This window comes from Haloarcula sp. CBA1131, assembly GCF_008728975.1.
GTDB lineage: Archaea > Halobacteriota > Halobacteria > Halobacteriales > Haloarculaceae > Haloarcula > Haloarcula hispanica.
The window spans coordinates 2,791,519-2,809,142 of the sequence record NZ_RPCY01000001.1 but is presented as its reverse complement, the minus strand read 5'-3'; the positions used below and the strand labels follow the sequence as shown (position 1 = coordinate 2,809,142).

At 65.4% G+C, this 17,624-nt stretch carries 18 protein-coding genes; 13 read left to right on the top strand and 5 right to left on the bottom strand.

What is annotated here, in order from left to right:
* Positions 1-17 precede the first annotated feature (17 nt).
* Positions 18-1,028 carry a DUF1611 domain-containing protein gene (locus Har1131_RS14290; protein WP_151146955.1) on the top strand — a complete coding sequence of 337 codons (1,011 nt, stop codon included), beginning with the start codon at positions 18-20 and terminating at the stop codon, positions 1,026-1,028.
* Positions 1,025-2,062: a dipeptide epimerase gene (locus tag Har1131_RS14285; protein ID WP_064288264.1), complete on the top strand. Its 1,038-nt coding sequence runs from the start codon at positions 1,025-1,027 to the stop codon at positions 2,060-2,062. The genes Har1131_RS14290 and Har1131_RS14285 overlap by 4 nt, the downstream gene beginning before the upstream one ends.
* 50 nt (positions 2,063-2,112) lie before the next feature.
* On the opposite strand, the gene Har1131_RS14280 is transcribed toward Har1131_RS14285, so the two are convergent.
* From Har1131_RS14280 to Har1131_RS14265, 4 genes are all read right to left on the bottom strand, one after another.
* Positions 2,113-2,586, bottom strand: a complete 474-nt coding sequence (locus tag Har1131_RS14280; protein WP_044951693.1) for a peroxiredoxin — start codon at positions 2,584-2,586, stop codon at positions 2,113-2,115.
* Positions 2,587-2,671: 85 nt separating this feature from the next.
* Complete coding sequence (locus Har1131_RS14275) at positions 2,672-4,615, bottom strand: hypothetical protein (RefSeq protein ID WP_151146952.1); 1,944 nt, start codon at positions 4,613-4,615, stop codon at positions 2,672-2,674.
* Positions 4,616-4,683: 68 nt separating this feature from the next.
* Complete coding sequence (locus Har1131_RS14270; RefSeq protein ID WP_151146949.1) at positions 4,684-5,196, bottom strand: gamma carbonic anhydrase family protein; 513 nt, start codon at positions 5,194-5,196, stop codon at positions 4,684-4,686.
* A 111-nt stretch (positions 5,197-5,307) separates the two neighbouring features.
* Positions 5,308-5,739 (bottom strand): universal stress protein, encoded by a 432-nt coding sequence (locus tag Har1131_RS14265; protein ID WP_151146944.1) that lies wholly within the window; start codon positions 5,737-5,739, stop codon positions 5,308-5,310.
* A gap of 181 nt (positions 5,740-5,920) precedes the next feature.
* Here Har1131_RS14265 and Har1131_RS14260 point away from each other — a divergent pair, with 181 nt between their 5' ends.
* The 5 genes from Har1131_RS14260 to Har1131_RS14240 all read left to right on the top strand — a co-directional run bounded on the left by Har1131_RS14260 (position 5,921) and on the right by Har1131_RS14240 (position 12,583).
* Positions 5,921-6,487 (top strand): HTH domain-containing protein, encoded by a 567-nt coding sequence (locus tag Har1131_RS14260; RefSeq protein ID WP_014039639.1) that lies wholly within the window; start codon positions 5,921-5,923, stop codon positions 6,485-6,487.
* Between the two features lie 58 nt (positions 6,488-6,545).
* Positions 6,546-8,474 carry a threonine--tRNA ligase gene (gene thrS, locus Har1131_RS14255; RefSeq protein ID WP_151146941.1) on the top strand — a complete coding sequence of 643 codons (1,929 nt, stop codon included), beginning with the start codon at positions 6,546-6,548 and terminating at the stop codon, positions 8,472-8,474.
* A gap of 95 nt (positions 8,475-8,569) precedes the next feature.
* Complete coding sequence (locus tag Har1131_RS14250) at positions 8,570-9,610, top strand: hypothetical protein (RefSeq protein ID WP_014039641.1); 1,041 nt, start codon at positions 8,570-8,572, stop codon at positions 9,608-9,610.
* Between the two features lie 51 nt (positions 9,611-9,661).
* Positions 9,662-10,564, top strand: coding sequence for a diacylglycerol kinase family protein (locus Har1131_RS14245; RefSeq protein ID WP_064288268.1), 903 nt, complete (start codon positions 9,662-9,664; stop codon positions 10,562-10,564).
* A 90-nt stretch (positions 10,565-10,654) separates the two neighbouring features.
* Positions 10,655-12,583: an SLC13 family permease gene (locus tag Har1131_RS14240; protein WP_146417563.1), complete on the top strand. Its 1,929-nt coding sequence runs from the start codon at positions 10,655-10,657 to the stop codon at positions 12,581-12,583.
* Between the two features lie 19 nt (positions 12,584-12,602).
* Here the strand turns inward: Har1131_RS14240 and Har1131_RS14235 are convergent, their stop codons facing one another.
* Positions 12,603-13,445 carry a PspA/IM30 family protein gene (locus Har1131_RS14235; RefSeq protein WP_014039644.1) on the bottom strand — a complete coding sequence of 281 codons (843 nt, stop codon included), beginning with the start codon at positions 13,443-13,445 and terminating at the stop codon, positions 12,603-12,605.
* 60 nt (positions 13,446-13,505) lie between these two features.
* On the opposite strand from Har1131_RS14235, the gene Har1131_RS14230 reads away from it, so the two are divergent.
* The 6 genes from Har1131_RS14230 to Har1131_RS14210 all read left to right on the top strand — a co-directional run bounded on the left by Har1131_RS14230 (position 13,506) and on the right by Har1131_RS14210 (position 17,559).
* Positions 13,506-14,099 carry an alpha/beta hydrolase gene (locus Har1131_RS14230; protein ID WP_014039645.1) on the top strand — a complete coding sequence of 198 codons (594 nt, stop codon included), beginning with the start codon at positions 13,506-13,508 and terminating at the stop codon, positions 14,097-14,099.
* Between the two features lie 82 nt (positions 14,100-14,181).
* Complete coding sequence (locus Har1131_RS21845; RefSeq protein ID WP_014039646.1) at positions 14,182-14,355, top strand: hypothetical protein; 174 nt, start codon at positions 14,182-14,184, stop codon at positions 14,353-14,355.
* A 48-nt stretch (positions 14,356-14,403) separates the two neighbouring features.
* Positions 14,404-14,595 (top strand): hypothetical protein, encoded by a 192-nt coding sequence (locus tag Har1131_RS14225; protein WP_008310615.1) that lies wholly within the window; start codon positions 14,404-14,406, stop codon positions 14,593-14,595.
* Positions 14,596-14,672: 77 nt separating this feature from the next.
* Positions 14,673-16,334 (top strand): CTP synthase, encoded by a 1,662-nt coding sequence (locus tag Har1131_RS14220; protein ID WP_044951697.1) that lies wholly within the window; start codon positions 14,673-14,675, stop codon positions 16,332-16,334.
* Positions 16,334-17,251: a glutamine-hydrolyzing GMP synthase gene (guaA, locus tag Har1131_RS14215; protein ID WP_008310611.1), complete on the top strand. Its 918-nt coding sequence runs from the start codon at positions 16,334-16,336 to the stop codon at positions 17,249-17,251. The genes Har1131_RS14220 and guaA overlap by 1 nt, the downstream gene beginning before the upstream one ends.
* Complete coding sequence (locus Har1131_RS14210) at positions 17,248-17,559, top strand: NAD-binding protein (protein WP_151146935.1); 312 nt, start codon at positions 17,248-17,250, stop codon at positions 17,557-17,559. The genes guaA and Har1131_RS14210 overlap by 4 nt, the downstream gene beginning before the upstream one ends.
* The last annotated feature ends 65 nt before the right edge of the window (positions 17,560-17,624 follow it).

Here is a 17,624-nt window from a genome sequence, read left to right as displayed (position 1 = left end):
GGTGATTCTGTCCGGCCATGGCCGTAGCCATCTTAACACACGACGCCTTCCCCGACCGAGCCAAAACGGCCGTCGGGCTGTTGCGGTACGGTGACCGGGAAGTACGAGCACTCGTCGACCGCGAGCGGGCCGGCCAGCGCGTCCACGACTCGCTGCCGGACGTACAGGACGCCCCAATCGTCGCGTCGATGGCCGACGCACCCGACGTCGACGCGCTCGTCATCGGCATCTCGCCCATCGGCGGCGAGTTCGACGAGTTCTGGCGCGCTGACGTGCGAACGGCGCTCGAACGCGGCTGTGACGTGTACTCGGGACTGCACTACTTCCTGGCCGACGACGAGGAGTTCGCCCGCCTCGCCGCGGAACACGACGCCGAACTGCACGACCTCCGAAAGCCACCTGAGGACCTGACTGTGGCGGCGGGGACCGCCGGCGACGTGGACGCGATGGTCGTGACGACCGTCGGCACCGACTGCTCGACGGGGAAGATGACCGCATCGTTCGAAATTCGCGACGCGGCGCGGGAGCGCGGCCTCGACGCCGCCGTCGTCCCGACCGGTCAGACCGGCATCGCCATCTCCGGCCGGGGCATCGTCGTCGACCGCGTCATCGCCGACTACGCCGCCGGCGCTGTCGAGCGACTGGTCGAAGCGGCACAGGCGGCGGACCTCCTCGTGGTCGAGGGTCAGGGCGCGCTTGCCCACCCGGCCTATTCGGGCGTGACGACGAGCATCCTCCACGGGTCGGCTCCCGACGCGCTCGTCATGTGCCACGAGGCCGGCCGCGAGGCGATTCACGGCTACGAGTCCTTCGACATTCCACCGCTCCCCGAGTACGTCGACATCTACGAGCGGCTGGCCGCGCCTATCTCGGACGCGTCAGTCGTCGCGGGGATGCTGAACACGCGCCATCTCGACGACAGCGAGGCCGCGGATGCTGTCGCGGGGTACAGCGAATCCCTCGGCGCACCGGCGACGGACCCCGTCCGCCACGGCGTCCCCGACGAGGTGCTGGACGCCATCCTATGAACTGGACTGTCGACCGCCACGACCTGCCGCTGTCGAACCCGTTCGGCATCTCGCGGGAGACCAGCGAGACCAGCGAGACCGTCGTGGTCGAACTCACCCACGAGGGAACCACCGGCATCGGGGCTGTCACGCCGTCGGCGTACTACGACGAGAGCGCGCAGTCAGTGGCCGAAACGCTGCCCTCGCTCTGTGAGACCGTCGCCCGCATCGGCGACCCGCACGCCCAGCAGCATATTGAACGAGAACTCGGCGAGCAAGCGCCGAATCAGCCTGCTGCCCGGATGGCACTCTCCATCGCCGTCCACGACCTCGCCGCTCGAAGCCTGGACCTGCCGCTGTACCGCCAGTGGGGACTCGACCCTGACGCTGTCCCGCCGACGACCTATACGGTCGGCATCGACTCGCCCGAGCGGATGGCCGAGAAGGCCAGGAAAGCGGCGGGCAACGGCTTCGGCCACCTGAAGGTCAAACTCGGAACCGACGACGACCGGGCGCGACTGGACGCGGTCCGGGACGCGGCCCCCGACGCCGAGGTACGCGTCGACGCCAACGCCGCCTGGACCGCCGGGGAGGCTATCGATAAGACTGCGTGGCTCGCCGACGCCGGCGTCACGATGCTGGAACAGCCGGTCGAAGCCGACGACATCGACGGCCTCCGCCGTGTGACTGACGCGACCGATATCCCCGTCGCTGCCGATGAGTCCTGCGTCACCGCGTCGGACGTGCCACGGGTCGCCGACGCCTGCGACATCGTCAACGCCAAACTGGTCAAATGCGGCGGGCTCCGGCCCGCAACCCGACTGCTCAACGCCGCCGACGCGCACGGTCTCGACTCGATGCTCGGCTGCATGGTCGAGTCAAACGCCAGCATTGCCGCGGCGGTCCACCTCGCGCCGCTTGTCGACTACGTCGACCTCGACGGAGCGCTCCTGTTGGCATCGGACCCCTACGCCGGCGTGCCGCTTGACGGTGCCGTGTTCGACCTCGCTGCGGTGTCGGCCGGCACCGGCGTTCGGCGGACGCGAGACGCGTAGCTGTGAGACAGTACCGATAAAAATTCCGTTCGGAGTATTATGTGGCCCGTTTACGCCGACTCGACGGCGTCCAGCAGTTCGTCGTAGTCCGGCTCGTTGGTCGGGTCGTCGGCGACCCAGCTATAGGAGACTTCGCCGTCGTCGTCAACGACGAACACGGCGCGGTTCGCGACGCCGAGCAGCCCGAGGTCTTCGATGTCAATTTCGAGGTCGTAGTCCTGAATCGCCGACCGGCCCATGTCGCTGACCAGGTCGAACTCCAGACCGTGCTCGTCGCGGAAGGAGTTCAGCGAGAACGCCGAGTCGGCGCTGAGGCCGAGCACCGTCGCGCCGGCGTCGTGGAAGTCCCCGAGGTGCTCCTGCAGGGCCACCATCTCGTTGGAGCACGGCGGCGTGAACGCGCCTGGGAAGAAGGCGAGCACGACCGGCCCGTCGCCCAGGTGGTCGCTCAGTTCGAAGTCCGCTACCTCACCGTTCGCGATTGTCGCCGAGATGTCCGGCGCTGTGTCGCCTGTGGATACCATCACCCGAATATAACGGCGTCATCCGAATAAATACCCGCCATCCGGCAGGGCGATCCCGACTTCTTGCCGCCATGAGACTGGCCGCTTACACCCACTCGTCGAAGGAGTGGTGCTCGCGGCTCGCCTCGATGTAGTCCCGCTGCATCGACTGGATGGCCGTCGAGAGGTCGTCGCCGGAATCGAGGGACTGTCGAACCCGGTCGATCTTCCAGTCGCTCGGGGTCATGCCGGCCTCGTAGCGGGCTTCAATCGGGTCGAGATACTCGCCGATGCGAGCCTCGGGCACGCCCTGCTCGGCCAGCCCCAGACGGGCGTACTCGAAGATTTCGTCGTAGATCTCGTCGTGGTCGGCTGTTCGCTCGCCCTCGGCTGTCACCCACGAGAGGTCGGCGTCAGAGCCGTCCTGCGCGGCGCTGTAGAAGCTCCGCCTGGCCTCCTGCCAGGGCAGTTCCGCGGCGGGATGGTCGGCGACGACCAGCCCGCGGATGAGACCGACCGTCAGCGCCTGCAGTCCGATCATGTCTTTGGCGTGGGGCTGGGTCGGCAGCGGGCGGTACTCGATGCGAAGCGACTTTTCAGTGCTTGCCCCGTCGACGGCCGCGCCGCCGACGACACAGCGGAGCCAGCGCCAGTAGGTCCCGCGCTTGTGGTCGAACTCCCAGAACTCGTCTTCGAACGCCGTTCGCTCGTCGTCGTGCAGGAACTCCCGCAGGAACGGCGCGAACAGGTCGTCGTCGACGACGCGGCCGACAACGTCCGTCGTGTCGTCGAGGTCCCGCGGGACCCGGACTTTCGGGTTCTCGCTGGTGTTGACCGACTGCTCGAAGGCCGCGATGCGGAGTTCGTGATTGGTGTTGTCACAGAGCCACTCGCCGTCGGTGTCGCCGTACATGTCCGCGGGGAGGAACGGCGAGTTCACCGATAGCGCGAGCAGCGGTCCGAGCGTCCGTATCGCGGCGTTGTAGTACTCGGGGAACGCCTCGGCATCCGGAACCTGAAGGTGTGGCTGGATCGAGGTGGCCAGCGACTCGAACAGAATCGTCGGGAACGACCCGCTGTACCCCGGCACGTCGAAGTCGATACTGCCGCCGGCGTGGTCCAGCGCCTCGTTGTCCAGCGCCACGTATCTGGGAGCCTGCCGCATGTTGTCCGCGAGGACGACGCCGTCGTTCGTCTCGTGCGCCGAGAGGTACTGCTCGCTGCCCTCCTCGGGCGGGATGGTCCACATCGCGTCGAGGACGAGTTCGCAGTTGTGCTTGCTCGCCTGCTGGCGGGCCTGTTTCGTCTGCATCTCCACCGCCGTCGTCTGGACCTCCATCCCGGTCTGGTCGAAGCTGTTCGGTTCGGTGTTGACCTCGGCGTTGTGCAGGCCCAGTTCCTTGTTGGCCTCGCCCTCGAACACCACGTCGGGCAGGCGGGTCAGCCGCCCCTCCCAGTCTTCGGGGTCCATGTACGGCTCGTCACTTTCTTCCTCGACCGACGACTCGACGGCCGGTTCGGCCTCCTCCTCTGGCGTCTCCGGTTCGTCCTCGGCCAGCGGGCTGTCCGGGTCGATGTCGAGTGACGGTCCTTCCCCGGGACCGAACGAATCCTCGGACTCGGCAGCGGTTTCGCCGGCGTTCTGGTCCAATGACTCACCGCCGGCGGATTCTAGCGGGTCGCTCTCGTCTGGCTCCAGCGACGGGCCGTCACCGTTTGGTTCCAGCGATGCGCCACCGCCGCCTTCTGGCTCCGCCGTCGCGTCGAGTGAGCCGCTCCAGGCCGCCCCGCCCGATCCGCTCAGGTCGTCGTCGAGGTCTTCTTCGGCGACTCCCTCGTCGTCTGCTTCCTCGTCTGGCTCGGGTGGGTCCGGCTCCGCGTTGATGGCGTACAGTTCGATCTCCAGGCCGACGGAGAACGCTTCGTTGTCGAACTCCCCGGCCTCGATGGCTCTCCGGAGCTGCATCGCCTGTTCGTCGACCCGCTCAGTGAACTCGGCGGCAGTGTCGTCGGCGAGCGACCGGGTCACCAGGTCGACGATATCGTCCATGCTCGGTACTGTGTGGGCTCTTCCACTATAAGTGACCCGTCGTGTGTCTCCAGCGTTGATACCCGGTGTTACTCGAAGAGATCCTCGTGGCGGGCCGCGAGGTTGGCGTAATCGCCGGAGCTGAACGCCTCGAACACCTCGTTCGGGTCGATTGTTGTCTCTGACAGCGGTGTCACCGTGGCCGGGCTCCCACGGACGAACGACTCCGCAGGAACCTCGTAGCCCGGCGGGACGACCGTCCCCATCGCGACGATGGAGCCCTCGCCGATGGTGGCGTCGCTGACTGTCGAGTTGAAGCCAACGAGCGCCCCGTCCTTGACCGCTGCGTCGTTGAGGACGGCTCCGTGGCCGACCATCACCTTCTTGCCGACGGTCGATGCGTGGACGATAGCCCCGTCACCGATCGCCGATTCACGGCCCACCTCGACGGGCGCCACGTCGCCGCGCAACACGACGCCGGGCCAGACGTTCGCGTTCGGGCCGACAGTGACGTCGCCCACCAGCGTCGCCTCGCGGCTGACGTGGGCGTATCCGTGGATGTTCGGCGTGGCTCCCTCGAACGCGTACTCTCGGCTGTCCATACTGCTCCCATCGTGTCGGCGACTCGAAAAGATACCGGTCAGAACGGGGTGTTACTGGTGGTCTCTCCGCCGCCGAACACGTCCACGCTACGACCGGCACCCCTACCTGAGCTATTCGATGTGGACCACGAGGACGGGGACGGGCGCGCTCTGCACGACGCGCTCGGTGACGCTCCCGAGATTGGCGACCCGGTCCCGTCCGGTTCGACCGTGGGTCCCCATCACGATGAGGTCGATGTCTTCCTCCTCGGCGTAGTCGGTAATCGTCTTGTGGGGAATGCCCTCTTCCATGGTCGTGACGACCTCGACGCCGGACTCCTCGCCGCTGACCACGATGTCGTCGAGCGCGACGTCCCCCTCTTCCTCCAGCGACTGCCGCACTTCGTCCTGATTGGACTTGTCGGCCGCGACGTACAGCCGCTTGTCCACGACGTACAGGCCGTGGAGGGTCGCGTCGTTGTCGCGCGCGATAGAGGTGGCGTGTGCGAGCGTCTCCGTCGTACCCGAACTGCCGTCTGTGGCTACGAGCACCGAATCGTACATATCCGGCTTCTCATGCGAACTGTGCCCACATAGTACTCCCTATCACGTTGACGCGGTCCGTGGCTGTCCAACCGACGGTGAAACCGTTGATTCACCTTCCGTCGTTCAGTGTATAATCGTTCTAACCATTATTTGTCAACAGGAATACTTTTGCCGGTCGCTGTCCATTAATTTCTATACGATGCAGGGGAGCACGCAGCCAGACGAGACACGGGCAGAACTGTACGTTCGTTCACTCCTGCCCGACGGGCACACGCAGCAACAGGCTGCGGTCATCGACCGGCTTCAGGGACTGTCGGACGCTGACGTTCTGTCAGATATTGCCGTTCAGGTAATTGGCCGGCAGATCCCGTCCACACCAGCGGAGGCACGGACTGAGCTCGGGCTATTCGCACTCAACCGAGTTAGCGTCTTTCAGGAGTGGGCAAAACGAAACGACTGTTCACTCGACCCAGCGTTCCGGGTGCGGTCGGTAGATTCGGAAATAACGGGAGAGCAGTACCGCGCGCTCGTGTTCCCGATCCAACTATTAGCCGAGTACGACGGAGCGAAGCTCAGGTGCGTGACGCCGCACACAGCCGACGGGGAGACGGTCACTGTCAGGGACCGGCTCACCATGCTCGAAGGGGAAGACGAATCGACGTTTTCATCGCTGGAACGGGCGAGTGCGGCGCGGCCGCCAGCCCAGTCTGACCTGCCGGCGGCCGACGCTATCGACGAGGACTCGGACCCGCTGTTGCCAGAGTAACGCCAGCGTCGCCCGCGTCTCAATACACTTATCCCCGGCCGCCGTCGTATCCTCGGATATGAGTACGGTCACGGTCACGCTGCCCGACGGGACCCCACTAGAGGTCGAACGCGGCAGCACGGTCGAGGATGTCGCCTACGAAATCGGGCCAGGGCTGGGTGACGACACGGTCGCCGGCGTTGTCGACGGCGAACTTGTCGACAAACACGCGCCGTTGACAGCGGACGTCGAACTCGAAATCGTCACCGAGAGCAGTGACGAGTATCTCGATGTGCTTCGTCACTCCGCTGCCCACGTCTTCGCACAGGCCCTGCAGCGCCTCTACTCCGACGCGAAGCTCACAATCGGGCCGTGGACCGACAACGGGTTCTACTACGACATCACCGGCGTCGACATCGACGAGGACGACCTCGAAGCCATCGAGGCCGAAGCCGAGGAGATCATCGAGGAGGACCTCGACATCGAACGCGAACTTGTCGACCGCGACGACGCCTTCGAGCGCTACGAGGACAATCAGTTCAAACAGGACATCCTCGAAACTGAGGCCGCGGACGACGAAGAAGTCTCCTTCTACACGCAGGGCGAGTTCGAAGACCTCTGTCAGGGTCCGCACGTCGAATCGACCGGCGAAATCGGTGGCTTCGCCCTGCTCGAAATCTCGGCTGCCTTCTGGCGCGGCGAGGAGGACAACGAGACGCTGACCCGCGTGTACGGGACCGCCTTCCCCACGCAGGACGCGCTCGACGAATTCCTCGAACAGCGCCGCAAGGCCGAGGAGCGCGACCACCGCAAGATCGGCCAGGAGATGGACCTGTTCTCCATCGACGAGACGACCGGGCCGGGCCTGCCGCTGTACGAACCCAACGGCAAGAAGATCCTCAACGAGCTGTCGGACTACGTCGCCGGCCTCAACCGCGACGCCGGCTACGACGAGGTCGAGACGCCCCACGTCTTCCGCACTGAACTGTGGAAGAAGTCGGGCCACTACGAGAACTACGTCGACGACATGTTCCTGCTCGACGTCAACGACGAGGAGTACGGCCTGAAGCCGATGAACTGCCCGGGCCACGCCACTATCTTCGAGCAGAATTCCTGGAGCTATCGGGACCTGCCGGTACGGTACTTCGAGGACGGGAAGGTGTACCGCAAGGAGCAGCGCGGCGAACTCTCCGGGCTCTCCCGGACGTGGGCCTTTACCATCGACGACGGCCACCTGTTCGTCCGGCCGGACCAGATAGAGGAGGAGGTGCTGGCGACGGTCGACATCATCCTCGACACGCTCGACACGTTCAACCTCGACTACACCGTCCAGTTCGCCACCCGGCCCGAGAAGTCCGTCGGCGGCGACGAAATCTGGGAGAAAGCCGAGTCCCAGCTCGAAGCCGTCCTCGACGAGCAGGACATCGACTACGTCGTCGAGGAAGGCGACGGCGCGTTCTACGGCCCGAAGATCGACTTCGCGTTCGAGGACGCGCTGGGGCGGCACTGGGACGGCCCCACCGTCCAGCTGGACTTCAACATGCCCGAGCGGTTCGACCTCTCCTACACCGGCGAGGACAACGAGGAGCACCGCCCGGTGATGATCCATCGCGCGCTGTATGGCTCCTACGAGCGCTTCTTCATGGTGCTGACTGAGCACTACAACGGGAAGTTCCCGCCGTGGCTCGCACCCGAGCAGATCCGCCTGCTGCCGGTCAGCGACGACAATATCGCCTACTGCGAGGAGATTCAGGACGAACTCGATGACTTCCGGGTCACCATCGAGGACCGCTCCTGGACGGTCGGCAAGAAGATCCAGCAGGCCCACGACGACCGCGTGCCCTACATGTGTGTCATCGGCGACAACGAGGAAGAGGCCGGGACCATCTCGGTCCGGGACCGCAAGGAACGCGAGGAGAAGGACATCGATATCGCCGAGTTCCGCGACCACCTCGAAACCGAGGTCGAGCAGCAGCGGACCGCTGTGACGTTCCTCGCCGGCCGATAGCTGCAGTTCGTTCGGCCGATTCTCACCGACGGTGTACTGGCTTTCTGGCATCTGCCAGGCACGCCCTTTTATCCCCGGCGGGCGAGCCGACCTGTATGACCACTGACAGTGGAGCGTCGAGCGATACCATGCGGGAGCGCGCCACCGGTGACACCCGACTTCTCTGGCTCCTGCTCGACGCGGACCGCTGGCTCGTCACTGCCCTCCTCTCCGGTGTCCTGTTCTGTGGGATTCTCGCCGTCGGACTTTTGCATCCCACACCGGCATTGACGCTGTTGACTCGTGGTGACCCGGTCGAAACGCTGTTTCAGGCGCTGATTACGGGGACTGTAACCGCCGTTACGCTGGTTCTGACACTGAACCAGCTCGTCCTGTCACAGGAACTCGGTGCAGTGGGCGATCAGCGCGAGCGGATGGACGGGTCGATGCAGTTCCGCGCCGACGTGGCCGACGCCGTCGACACGCCAGTCAGTCCGGCAGAGCCCTCGGCGTTCCTCCGGTCGCTGGTCCGCGGGACCGCCGAACGGGCCGAGAATGCTCGGAACGCCGCCGAGGAGGCGGCGCTCGATGACGACCTGGCGGCGTTGCTGTCGAACTATCTGGCGGACGTGCTGACCAACGCCGACAGCGTCACCGCTCAGCTCGAAGACGGGACCTTCGGCGAGTTCGACGTCGTCAAGGCCGCGCTGGACTACAACTATTCCTGGAAGCTGTACGCCGGTCGACGCATCCGCGAGGCCTACGCCGACGAACTCACCGACGAAATCGACGACTCGCTTGCGGAACTCGTCGAGACGCTCGAACTGTTCGGCCTGGCCCGGGAACACTTCAAGACGCTGTACTTTCAGTGGGAACTGTCCGACCTCTCCCGGACATTGCTGTACGTCGCTATCCCGGCGCTTACCGTCGCAATCACCTCGTTATTGTTCCTCGATGTGCAAGATTTCGTCGGCGTCACGGCCGGCGTCCCCGACGTGTTGTGGCTCCTCGCGGTGACGACGACAGCATCGCTGCTTCCGTTCACGGTCCTGATATCGTACATCCTCCGTATCGTCACGATAACCAAACGAACGCTCGCTATCGGTCCCTTCATTCTCCGCGAGACGGACCGGCGCGTCGACGTCGACTGGGACTGACGCCGCCGCACATCACCACGGTATAAGTGCCGGACCGGACTCGCTAGTACCATGCAGATTGGCTCGCGTCGGTGTATCCTCAACCCCGTCAGTGGCGACGGCGAGCACGCCGACTACGTCCCGCGGCTGATGGCGGCGCGCGGGTTCGAGGTGTACGAAACCGAGGCGGCGGGCGACGCGGTCGAACTCGGCCGCGAGGCGGGTCGAGCCGAAGCTTCGGAGGTCGCCGTCTGTGGCGGCGACGGGACGGTGAACGAGGTCATCCGTGGGCTCGACGACGCCGGCCACCTCGACTCGGTGACGCTGAGCGTCATCCCGGCCGGAACGGCGAACCTCCTGGCCGGGAACATCGGCGTCACGGACATCGAACACGGTGTCGAAATCGCCGACACCGGCGAGACACGAACGGTCGACGTGGGAGTCGCCGGTGACGAGCCGTTTCTGGTCTCCTGTATCGCCGGGCTCCCCGCCGACGCCAGCGTCTCGACCCCCGGGGAGCTCAAAGAACGGTTCGGCACGCTGGCGTTTCTCATCACCGGGGCACAGGAAGCGCTTCGTTTCGACGGGCTCGACCTTACTATCGAGGCCGTCGGCGAAGACGGCCCGTTCACGTGGTCGGGCGAGGCTACGTGCCTGCTGGTGGGCAACGCCCGCAAGTTCGTCGCAGAGGGCGGGCAGGCGAACATGGAAGACGGCCTGCTCGACGTGGCTATCGTCGAACAAATGCCCACGGGCAACCTCGTCGCGGAGGCCATCGGCCAGCGACTGCTGGCGCTCGACACCGACGGGGTGACCCACGTCCGGGCCGACGAGATCTCGGTTAGCGGCGACGGCGACGAACTGACGTTCAGCCGCGACGGCGAACTCAGCACGCACGAAACGCTGTCGCTGTCGGTGCGCGAGCGCGCCCTCACGCTTCGCGTCGGAGCGGGCTACGCGCCGAACCCGGAGTGAGACCGGTCGCCTGTCACAGCCGTCCGCCGGCGGGGTGATCGGCCGGAATCGCCCCCGACGCTTTTGCCCCCATCCACCGAGGGAAGTGGTATGGCCCCGCTCTCGACGGGTGCGCTCGTGGTCTTCGCGCTCGTCGCCGCCGCCCTGACGCTGTTCGTCACCGAGTGGCTACCCCCGGACATGACAGCCGTCGCCGTCCTCGTCGCGCTGGTCGTGCTGGAACCGTACACCGGCGTCCCGGCACGGACGTCCATCGAGGGATTCGCCAGCCCGGCGGTGGTCACTATCGTCGCGATGTACATCCTCAGCGCCGGCGTCGAGTCGGCCGGCGTCGTCGACTGGTTAGCTGGCAAACTGGCGGCGCTGACCGGCGGCGACGAGCAGCGCCTGCTCGCCGCCATCGTGGGCACGACGGGCGTCAGCGCGGGATTCGTCAACAACACGCCGGTGGTCGCGGTCTTCATCCCGCTGGTCACCGGGCTCTCGGAGCGATACGGTATCTCGCCGTCGAACCTGCTGTTGCCGCTCTCTTTCGCCGCGATGCTCGGCGGGACGCTCACGCTGGTCGGTACCTCGACGAACCTCCTCGCCAGCGACCTCTCGGCGCAGTTGCTTGGCCGACCGTTCTCGATGTTCTCGCTGACGCCCGTCGGCGTCGTCATCCTCGCCGTCGGCGTGGCCTATCTGCTGACAGTCGGTCGGGCGCTCGTTCCCGAACGGGTCCACCCCGCGGCCGACTTCACGGAGGAGTTCGACATGGACCGCCACCTGTCGCAGTTACAGGTGCGGGACTCGTCGCCGCTGGTCGGACTGACGGTGCAGGAGGCGCTGGAAGGCGGTGTCCCCGACGACGTGGTCGAAGCAGTCGCGGACGTAGTCGATGCGGGAGAGTCGCTGCCGACCGAGGCCACCGTCGAACAGGTCCTCGCCGCGAGCGACCCGCTTGACATCGATGTGCTCCAGATCGACCGCAACGGCGAGTCGTTCTTCGCGACGGCCACCGACCGACCGCTCGAACCCGGCGACGTGCTGACCGTCCGCGGGAACCGACAGGCCGTCAATCAGTTCGCCCAGACGCTCGACCTGCGGGACCTCGCCCGCGAGTCCGTCACGGCGGACCTCCTGGCAGAGAGTGGCCATCCGGCCGTTCTCGCGGAGGCCGTCATTCACAGGGAGTCCCGGCTCCGCGGGCGGCGGCTCGCCGACGTGCAACTGCGCAGTCGGTTCGACGTGACGGTCCTCGCCGTCCGCCGCGGCGACGAGATCATCCACGAGAACCTCGCGGCGGTCGAGCTGTCCGCTGGCGACCTGCTCTTGCTCCAGACGCCTCTCGACGAGGTGGGCCACCTGCAGGACGAGGGGTACCTGGTCTTGACCGAGGGTCCCCCGGAGTTGTTCGACGCGCTCGACGGCGGCCCGCCGTCGCTCGACGCCGCGGCGGCGGTCCCGCTCGCGACCCTGCTCGCAGTCATCGCGCTCGCGGCGCTGGATCTGCTTCCAATCTACATCGCCGCACTCGGCGGCGTCGTCGCCACGGTCGCGACCGGCACGCTGAGCGCATCGAAGGCCTACGACGCGGTGAGCTGGAACATCGTGTTCCTGCTTGCCGGACTGCTCCCGCTGGGGCAGGCGATGCAAGCGACCGGTGGGGCCGCGTTCGTCGGTGGCCTCCTCGTTGACGCGGCCGGCGTCCTCCCGCCGCTGGCGCTGCTGGCGCTGGTGTACCTCCTGACGGCCGTCCTCGCCAGCGTCATCACTCCGGCTGCGACCGTCGTGCTGATGATCCCGATCGCCGTCGCCACCGCCGCCGAGATCGGCGTCGCCGGGTTCCCGTTCCTCGTCGTCGTGACGTTCGCAGTCGCAACGGCGTTCCTGACACCCATCGGCTATCAGACGAACCTGATGGTGTACGGCCCCGGCGGGTACCGCTTTACCGACTTCCTGCGCGTCGGCGGCCCGCTACAGCTCCTTCTGTGCGTCGTCACGACGCTCTCGGTGTCTGTCGTCTGGCCGCTGTAAAAATCCCGCGGCGGCGGCGCTACTTTTCGTCTTCTTTCAGTTCGTCGAGTTCTGACTCGACCTCGCTCTCGTCGACGTCGACCTGCGTACTCTCGTCCGTGAGTTCCTTCTCCAGTTCGGCCTCGGAGACGTCCGCGTCGCTTGACCCGCTGTCGCCGTCCTCGGCTTTGCCCATCTCGGCTTTCAGCGTGTCGAGTTCGGCGTCGACTGAGCCTTTCTGTCGGACTTCCTCAAGCTCCCGCTCCAGCGAACTCTCATCCGATATCTGACTTTCGAGGACGCCATCCTCGCGGAGTTCGTCCATCGCCTGCGAGCGGGCCTCCATGTCCTCGGTGCGTTCCTCCGCGCGCTCAATAGCCTGATTGATGTCCTGCATCTCGTCGCCAGCGCCGGTCATTGCCTCGTTGACGCGCGCCGACGCCTTGGCGGCCTCGTGGCGGGCCTTCATCGTCTCCTTCTTGGTCCGGAACTGCTCGATCTGTTTCTGGAGTTCGTCTTTCTGCTCGACTAGCTGGTCCTGCTGGCTCTGCAGGTCCTGTATCTGGCCCTCCAGATCCTCGATCTGGCTCATCTTCTGCTTTTTCTTCTCCAGCGCCTGGCGGGCGAGGTCCTCTCGGTCCTGCTCGACGGCCTGGCGCGCCTGCTCGTTGTGCTTCTCGACGTTCTCTTCGAGGCGGCGCTTCTGTATCTCCAGTCGTTTCTTCTGGGTCGTCAGGTCCGCGATTCCCTGCTTGACGTCCTGCAGTTCGTCACGCAACTGCTCGTAGCTGTAGTCGAGGGTCTCTGTCGGGTCCTCCGCTCGGTTCAGGACGGCGTTGAGTTTCGAGCGGATGACGTACGACGCGCGCGAGAGGATTCCCATATATGCGCATTGGTCTCTCCAACCTTAAATTTCTTACAGAGGGCTGGCGAGTGAACACGTATGACTACCGTCGGGATTCCGGGCGGGCGAGACGTCACCGCGACGCTCGACCGACCCGGGTCGGACGCTATCGTCGTTGCGTGCCCGCCCCATCCACAGTACGGCGGTAAGCGGTCGGACACGCGCCTGAACGCGGTTAGCGACGCACTGGCCCCTGATGTCGGCTGTCTCCGCTTCGACTACGGCGCGTGGGACGAGGGCCGCGGCGAGCGGGTCGACGCCGAGAACGCCCTGGCGTGGGCGAGCGAGCGGGCCGACGCTGTCGGCTTGTTCGGCTACAGTTTCGGCGCAGCTGTGGCGCTCTGTGCGGCCGCCGAACTCGATAGCGAGTCCGAGCCGTCGGTCCTCTCCGTCCTCGCTCCGCCGGCCGGACTGACCGCCCATCTCGATGCTGTCGCCGCGCTCGACGCTATCGACTGCCCGGTACAGGTCGTGGTCGGCGAGCGCGACGACACTGTGGACTGGGAGCCGGTCGTCGACCGGGCCACCGAACTGGGACAGGCCGTCGAGCGACTGCCGGCCGACCACCACTTCGTCGGCCAGAGCGGCCGTGTCGGTGAGACTGTTGGGCCGTTTCTCCGTGACCACCTGTAGCCGGTGTTGCATCCGACTGCCGGGACCCGAGACTACCGGACAGTATCGAAAGACAGAGGCGCTGTCGGCCCAATCTCCGATCATGAACCGCCCGCTTGCGTTCGCTGCCGTTTCGTTTATCGCCACACTGGTGGCGCTGCTAGTCCTGATGCAGACGGCGCTCGTCGCGGGCGGACCAGCCCGGGCGCTCGTCCTCGCCTCGCTGGGGGGCCTCGGGACCTACGTCGCTATCAAATCCGGCGTGCTCAAGTCCTGACGACCAGCCGAAGGTACATTTATACTATATACTGATAAATAATGAACTATGTCAACACGAACCAGGGCGGCGGTGTCGCACTCGACACGGCACGGCGTCGTCTCGCTTCTGGGTGGATTCGTCGCCGGCTACCTGTTGTTCATCGCCATCGGCTCTAGTCCCGGTGATGCGCTGTTCTCGGCGCTGACGCTGGCTGTTCTCGTGGCGGCATGGCGCGTCCTCACACAGCCGTCACTGTAGCCCCGTTGACACTGCGACGGGGTGGCGAACAGTGCGCGCTCCGAAACCGTTTAGACTACGCGGGGTTCACCGTCGGTATGCCGACCGAACCCGAAACGGACTACGACCCGGAACTGGGTCGGAAGTTCATCTTCGTCACCGGTGGCGTGATGTCTGGCCTGGGGAAAGGCATCACCGCCGCCAGCACAGGTAGATTACTCAAAAACGCCGGGTTCGACGTTACAGCGGTCAAAATTGACCCGTATCTGAACGTCGACGCCGGTACGATGAATCCCTTCCAGCACGGCGAGGTGTACGTGCTCAAAGACGGCGGGGAGGTCGACCTCGACCTGGGGAACTACGAGCGCTTCCTCGACATCGACATGACCTTCGACCACAACGTCACCACGGGGAAGACCTACCAGCACGTCATCGAGAAGGAGCGGTCCGGCGACTACCTCGGTCGCACGGTCCAGATTATCCCGCATATCACCGACGACATCAAGCGCCGCATCCGCGAGGCCGCCGAAGGAAACGACGTCTGTATCATCGAGGTTGGCGGCACCGTCGGCGACATCGAGGGGATGCCGTATCTCGAAGCGCTCCGTCAGTTCGCCCACGAGGAAGACGAGGACGATATTCTCTTTACCCACGTCACGCTCGTTCCCTACTCGAAAAACGGCGAGCAGAAGACCAAGCCGACCCAGCACTCCGTGAAGGAACTGCGCTCTATCGGGCTCCAGCCCGACATTCTCGTCGGCCGCTGTTCGGACAAACTCGATATCGACACGAAAGAGAAGATCGCGCTGTTCTGTGACGTGCCGACGGAAGCCGTCTTCTCGAATCCCGACGTCGACGACATCTACCACGTCCCGCTGATGGTCGAGGAGGAAGGCCTCGACCAGTACGTGATGGAGGAACTCGACATCGCGACCGAAGCCCTGCCCGAGGACGAGCGGGAGAACCGCTGGCGCGACCTTGTCACCCAGAACACCGAGGGCGAAGTCGATATTGCCCTCGTCGGCAAGTACGACCTCGAAGACGCCTACATGTCCGTCCACGAGGCGCTGAAACACGCCGGCCTGGAGAAGAACGTCGACGTGAACGTCCAATGGGTCAACTCCGAGAAGATGAACGACCACCACGCTGACCGGATGCGCGAGGCCGACGCCATCGTCGTGCCGGGTGGCTTCGGTGCCCGTGGTACGGAGGGTAAAATCGAGGCGATTCGGTACGCCCGCGAGAACGATATCCCATTCCTCGGGCTGTGTCTCGGATTCCAGATGGCCGTCGTCGAGTACGCCCGCAACGTACTGGACCTCGACGACGCCCATTCCGCCGAACTGGACGAAGACACCCCACACCCCGTCATCGACATCCTGCCCGAGCAGTACGAGATCGAGGACATGGGCGGGACGATGCGGCTGGGTGCTCACGAAACCGAAATCGACGCGAACACGCTTGCCGCGACGCTGTACGGCGGGGAGTCCTGTACGGAGCGGCACCGCCACCGCTACGAGGTCAATCCCGAGTACATCGACGACCTCGAAGCCGCCGGGCTGAAGTTCTCTGGCTACGCCGAAAACCGTATGGAGATACTCGAACTCGCGCCCGAGGACCACCCGTACTTCATCGGGACGCAGTTCCATCCGGAGTTCCGCTCCCGACCGACACGCGCCAGCCCGCCCTTCGTCGGCCTGCTCGAAGCGGTGCTCGGCGACGATCCACACACTGTGACGACTGAGGAGGTGAGCCACTGATGGTGAACGTCGACGAGTTCATCGCCGACGCGAAAGCCGAGATCGCCGACGAGATCGGCGACAAGAACGCCGTCATCGCACTGTCGGGCGGCGTCGACTCCTCGACGGCCGCCGCGCTGGCCTACGAGGCCATCGGCGACCAGCTCACCCCGGTCTACGTCGACACCGGGCTGATGCGGAAAGGCGAGACCGACCAGATACGCGAGACGTTCAGCTACATGGACTCGCTGCGGATCGTCGACGCCCAGGACCGCTTCCTCGATGCGCTCGGCGACGAGACCGACCCCGAGGAGAAGCGTCACATCATCGGCGAGCAGTTCATCCGGGAGTTCGAGACTGTCGCGAAGGACGTCGACGCCGACTACCTCGTTCAGGGGACCATCTACCCCGACCGCATCGAGAGCGAGGGGACGATAAAGAGCCACCACAACGTCGGCGGCCTGCCCGAAGTGGTGGACTTCGAGGGCATCGTCGAGCCGATGCGGGACCTCTACAAGGACGAGGTCCGCGAGGTCGCCCGGGCGCTCGACCTCGAGGAGATAATCTCAGAGCGGATGCCGTTCCCCGGCCCCGGCCTCGCCGTCCGCATCATCGGCGAAGTCACCGAGGAGAAACTGGAAGTGGCCCGCGAGGCCAACCACGTCGTCGAGGAGGAACTGGAGGAGTACGAGCCGTGGCAGGCGCTGGCCGCCGTCATCGGCAAGGCCACGGGCGTCAAGGGCGACAACCGCGTCCACGGCTGGGTCGTCGCCGTCCGCTCCGTCGAGAGCCGGGACGGGATGACCGCCCGCGCACAGGAACTCGACTGGGACACGCTCCAGCGCATCCAGTCGCGCATCACCGGGGCGCACGAGAACGTCGCCCGCGTCGTCTACGACGTGACTCATAAACCGCCAGCGACTATCGAGTACGAATGAACGTCGTTCTCGTCGGCACGGACCCGAACGGGCTCACGGCCGCACTCGAAGCCGAAGGACACACAGTGATGGTCGCCGATGTGGGCAACCGACCCGGGCTGGAGGAGGCCGGCATCCACGAGGCCGACGTCTACCTGCTGACCGAGATGTCACAGGCGACCTCCATCGCCGTCGCCAAGGACCTCGCCCCCGACCTGCGGGTCGTCGTCTACGCGGCGGGCTCTCTGCCGGACTTCGCCAGCCGACAGACCGACCTCGTCGTCGACCCGGACCTGCTTGACGCCGAGGCGGTCGCCGAGGAACTGTAGGCTCGCCCGGTCTTTTCGTGTCTATGGTGTCCGCCCAGCAGTACCAACAGCCGGTCCGGCCGCAC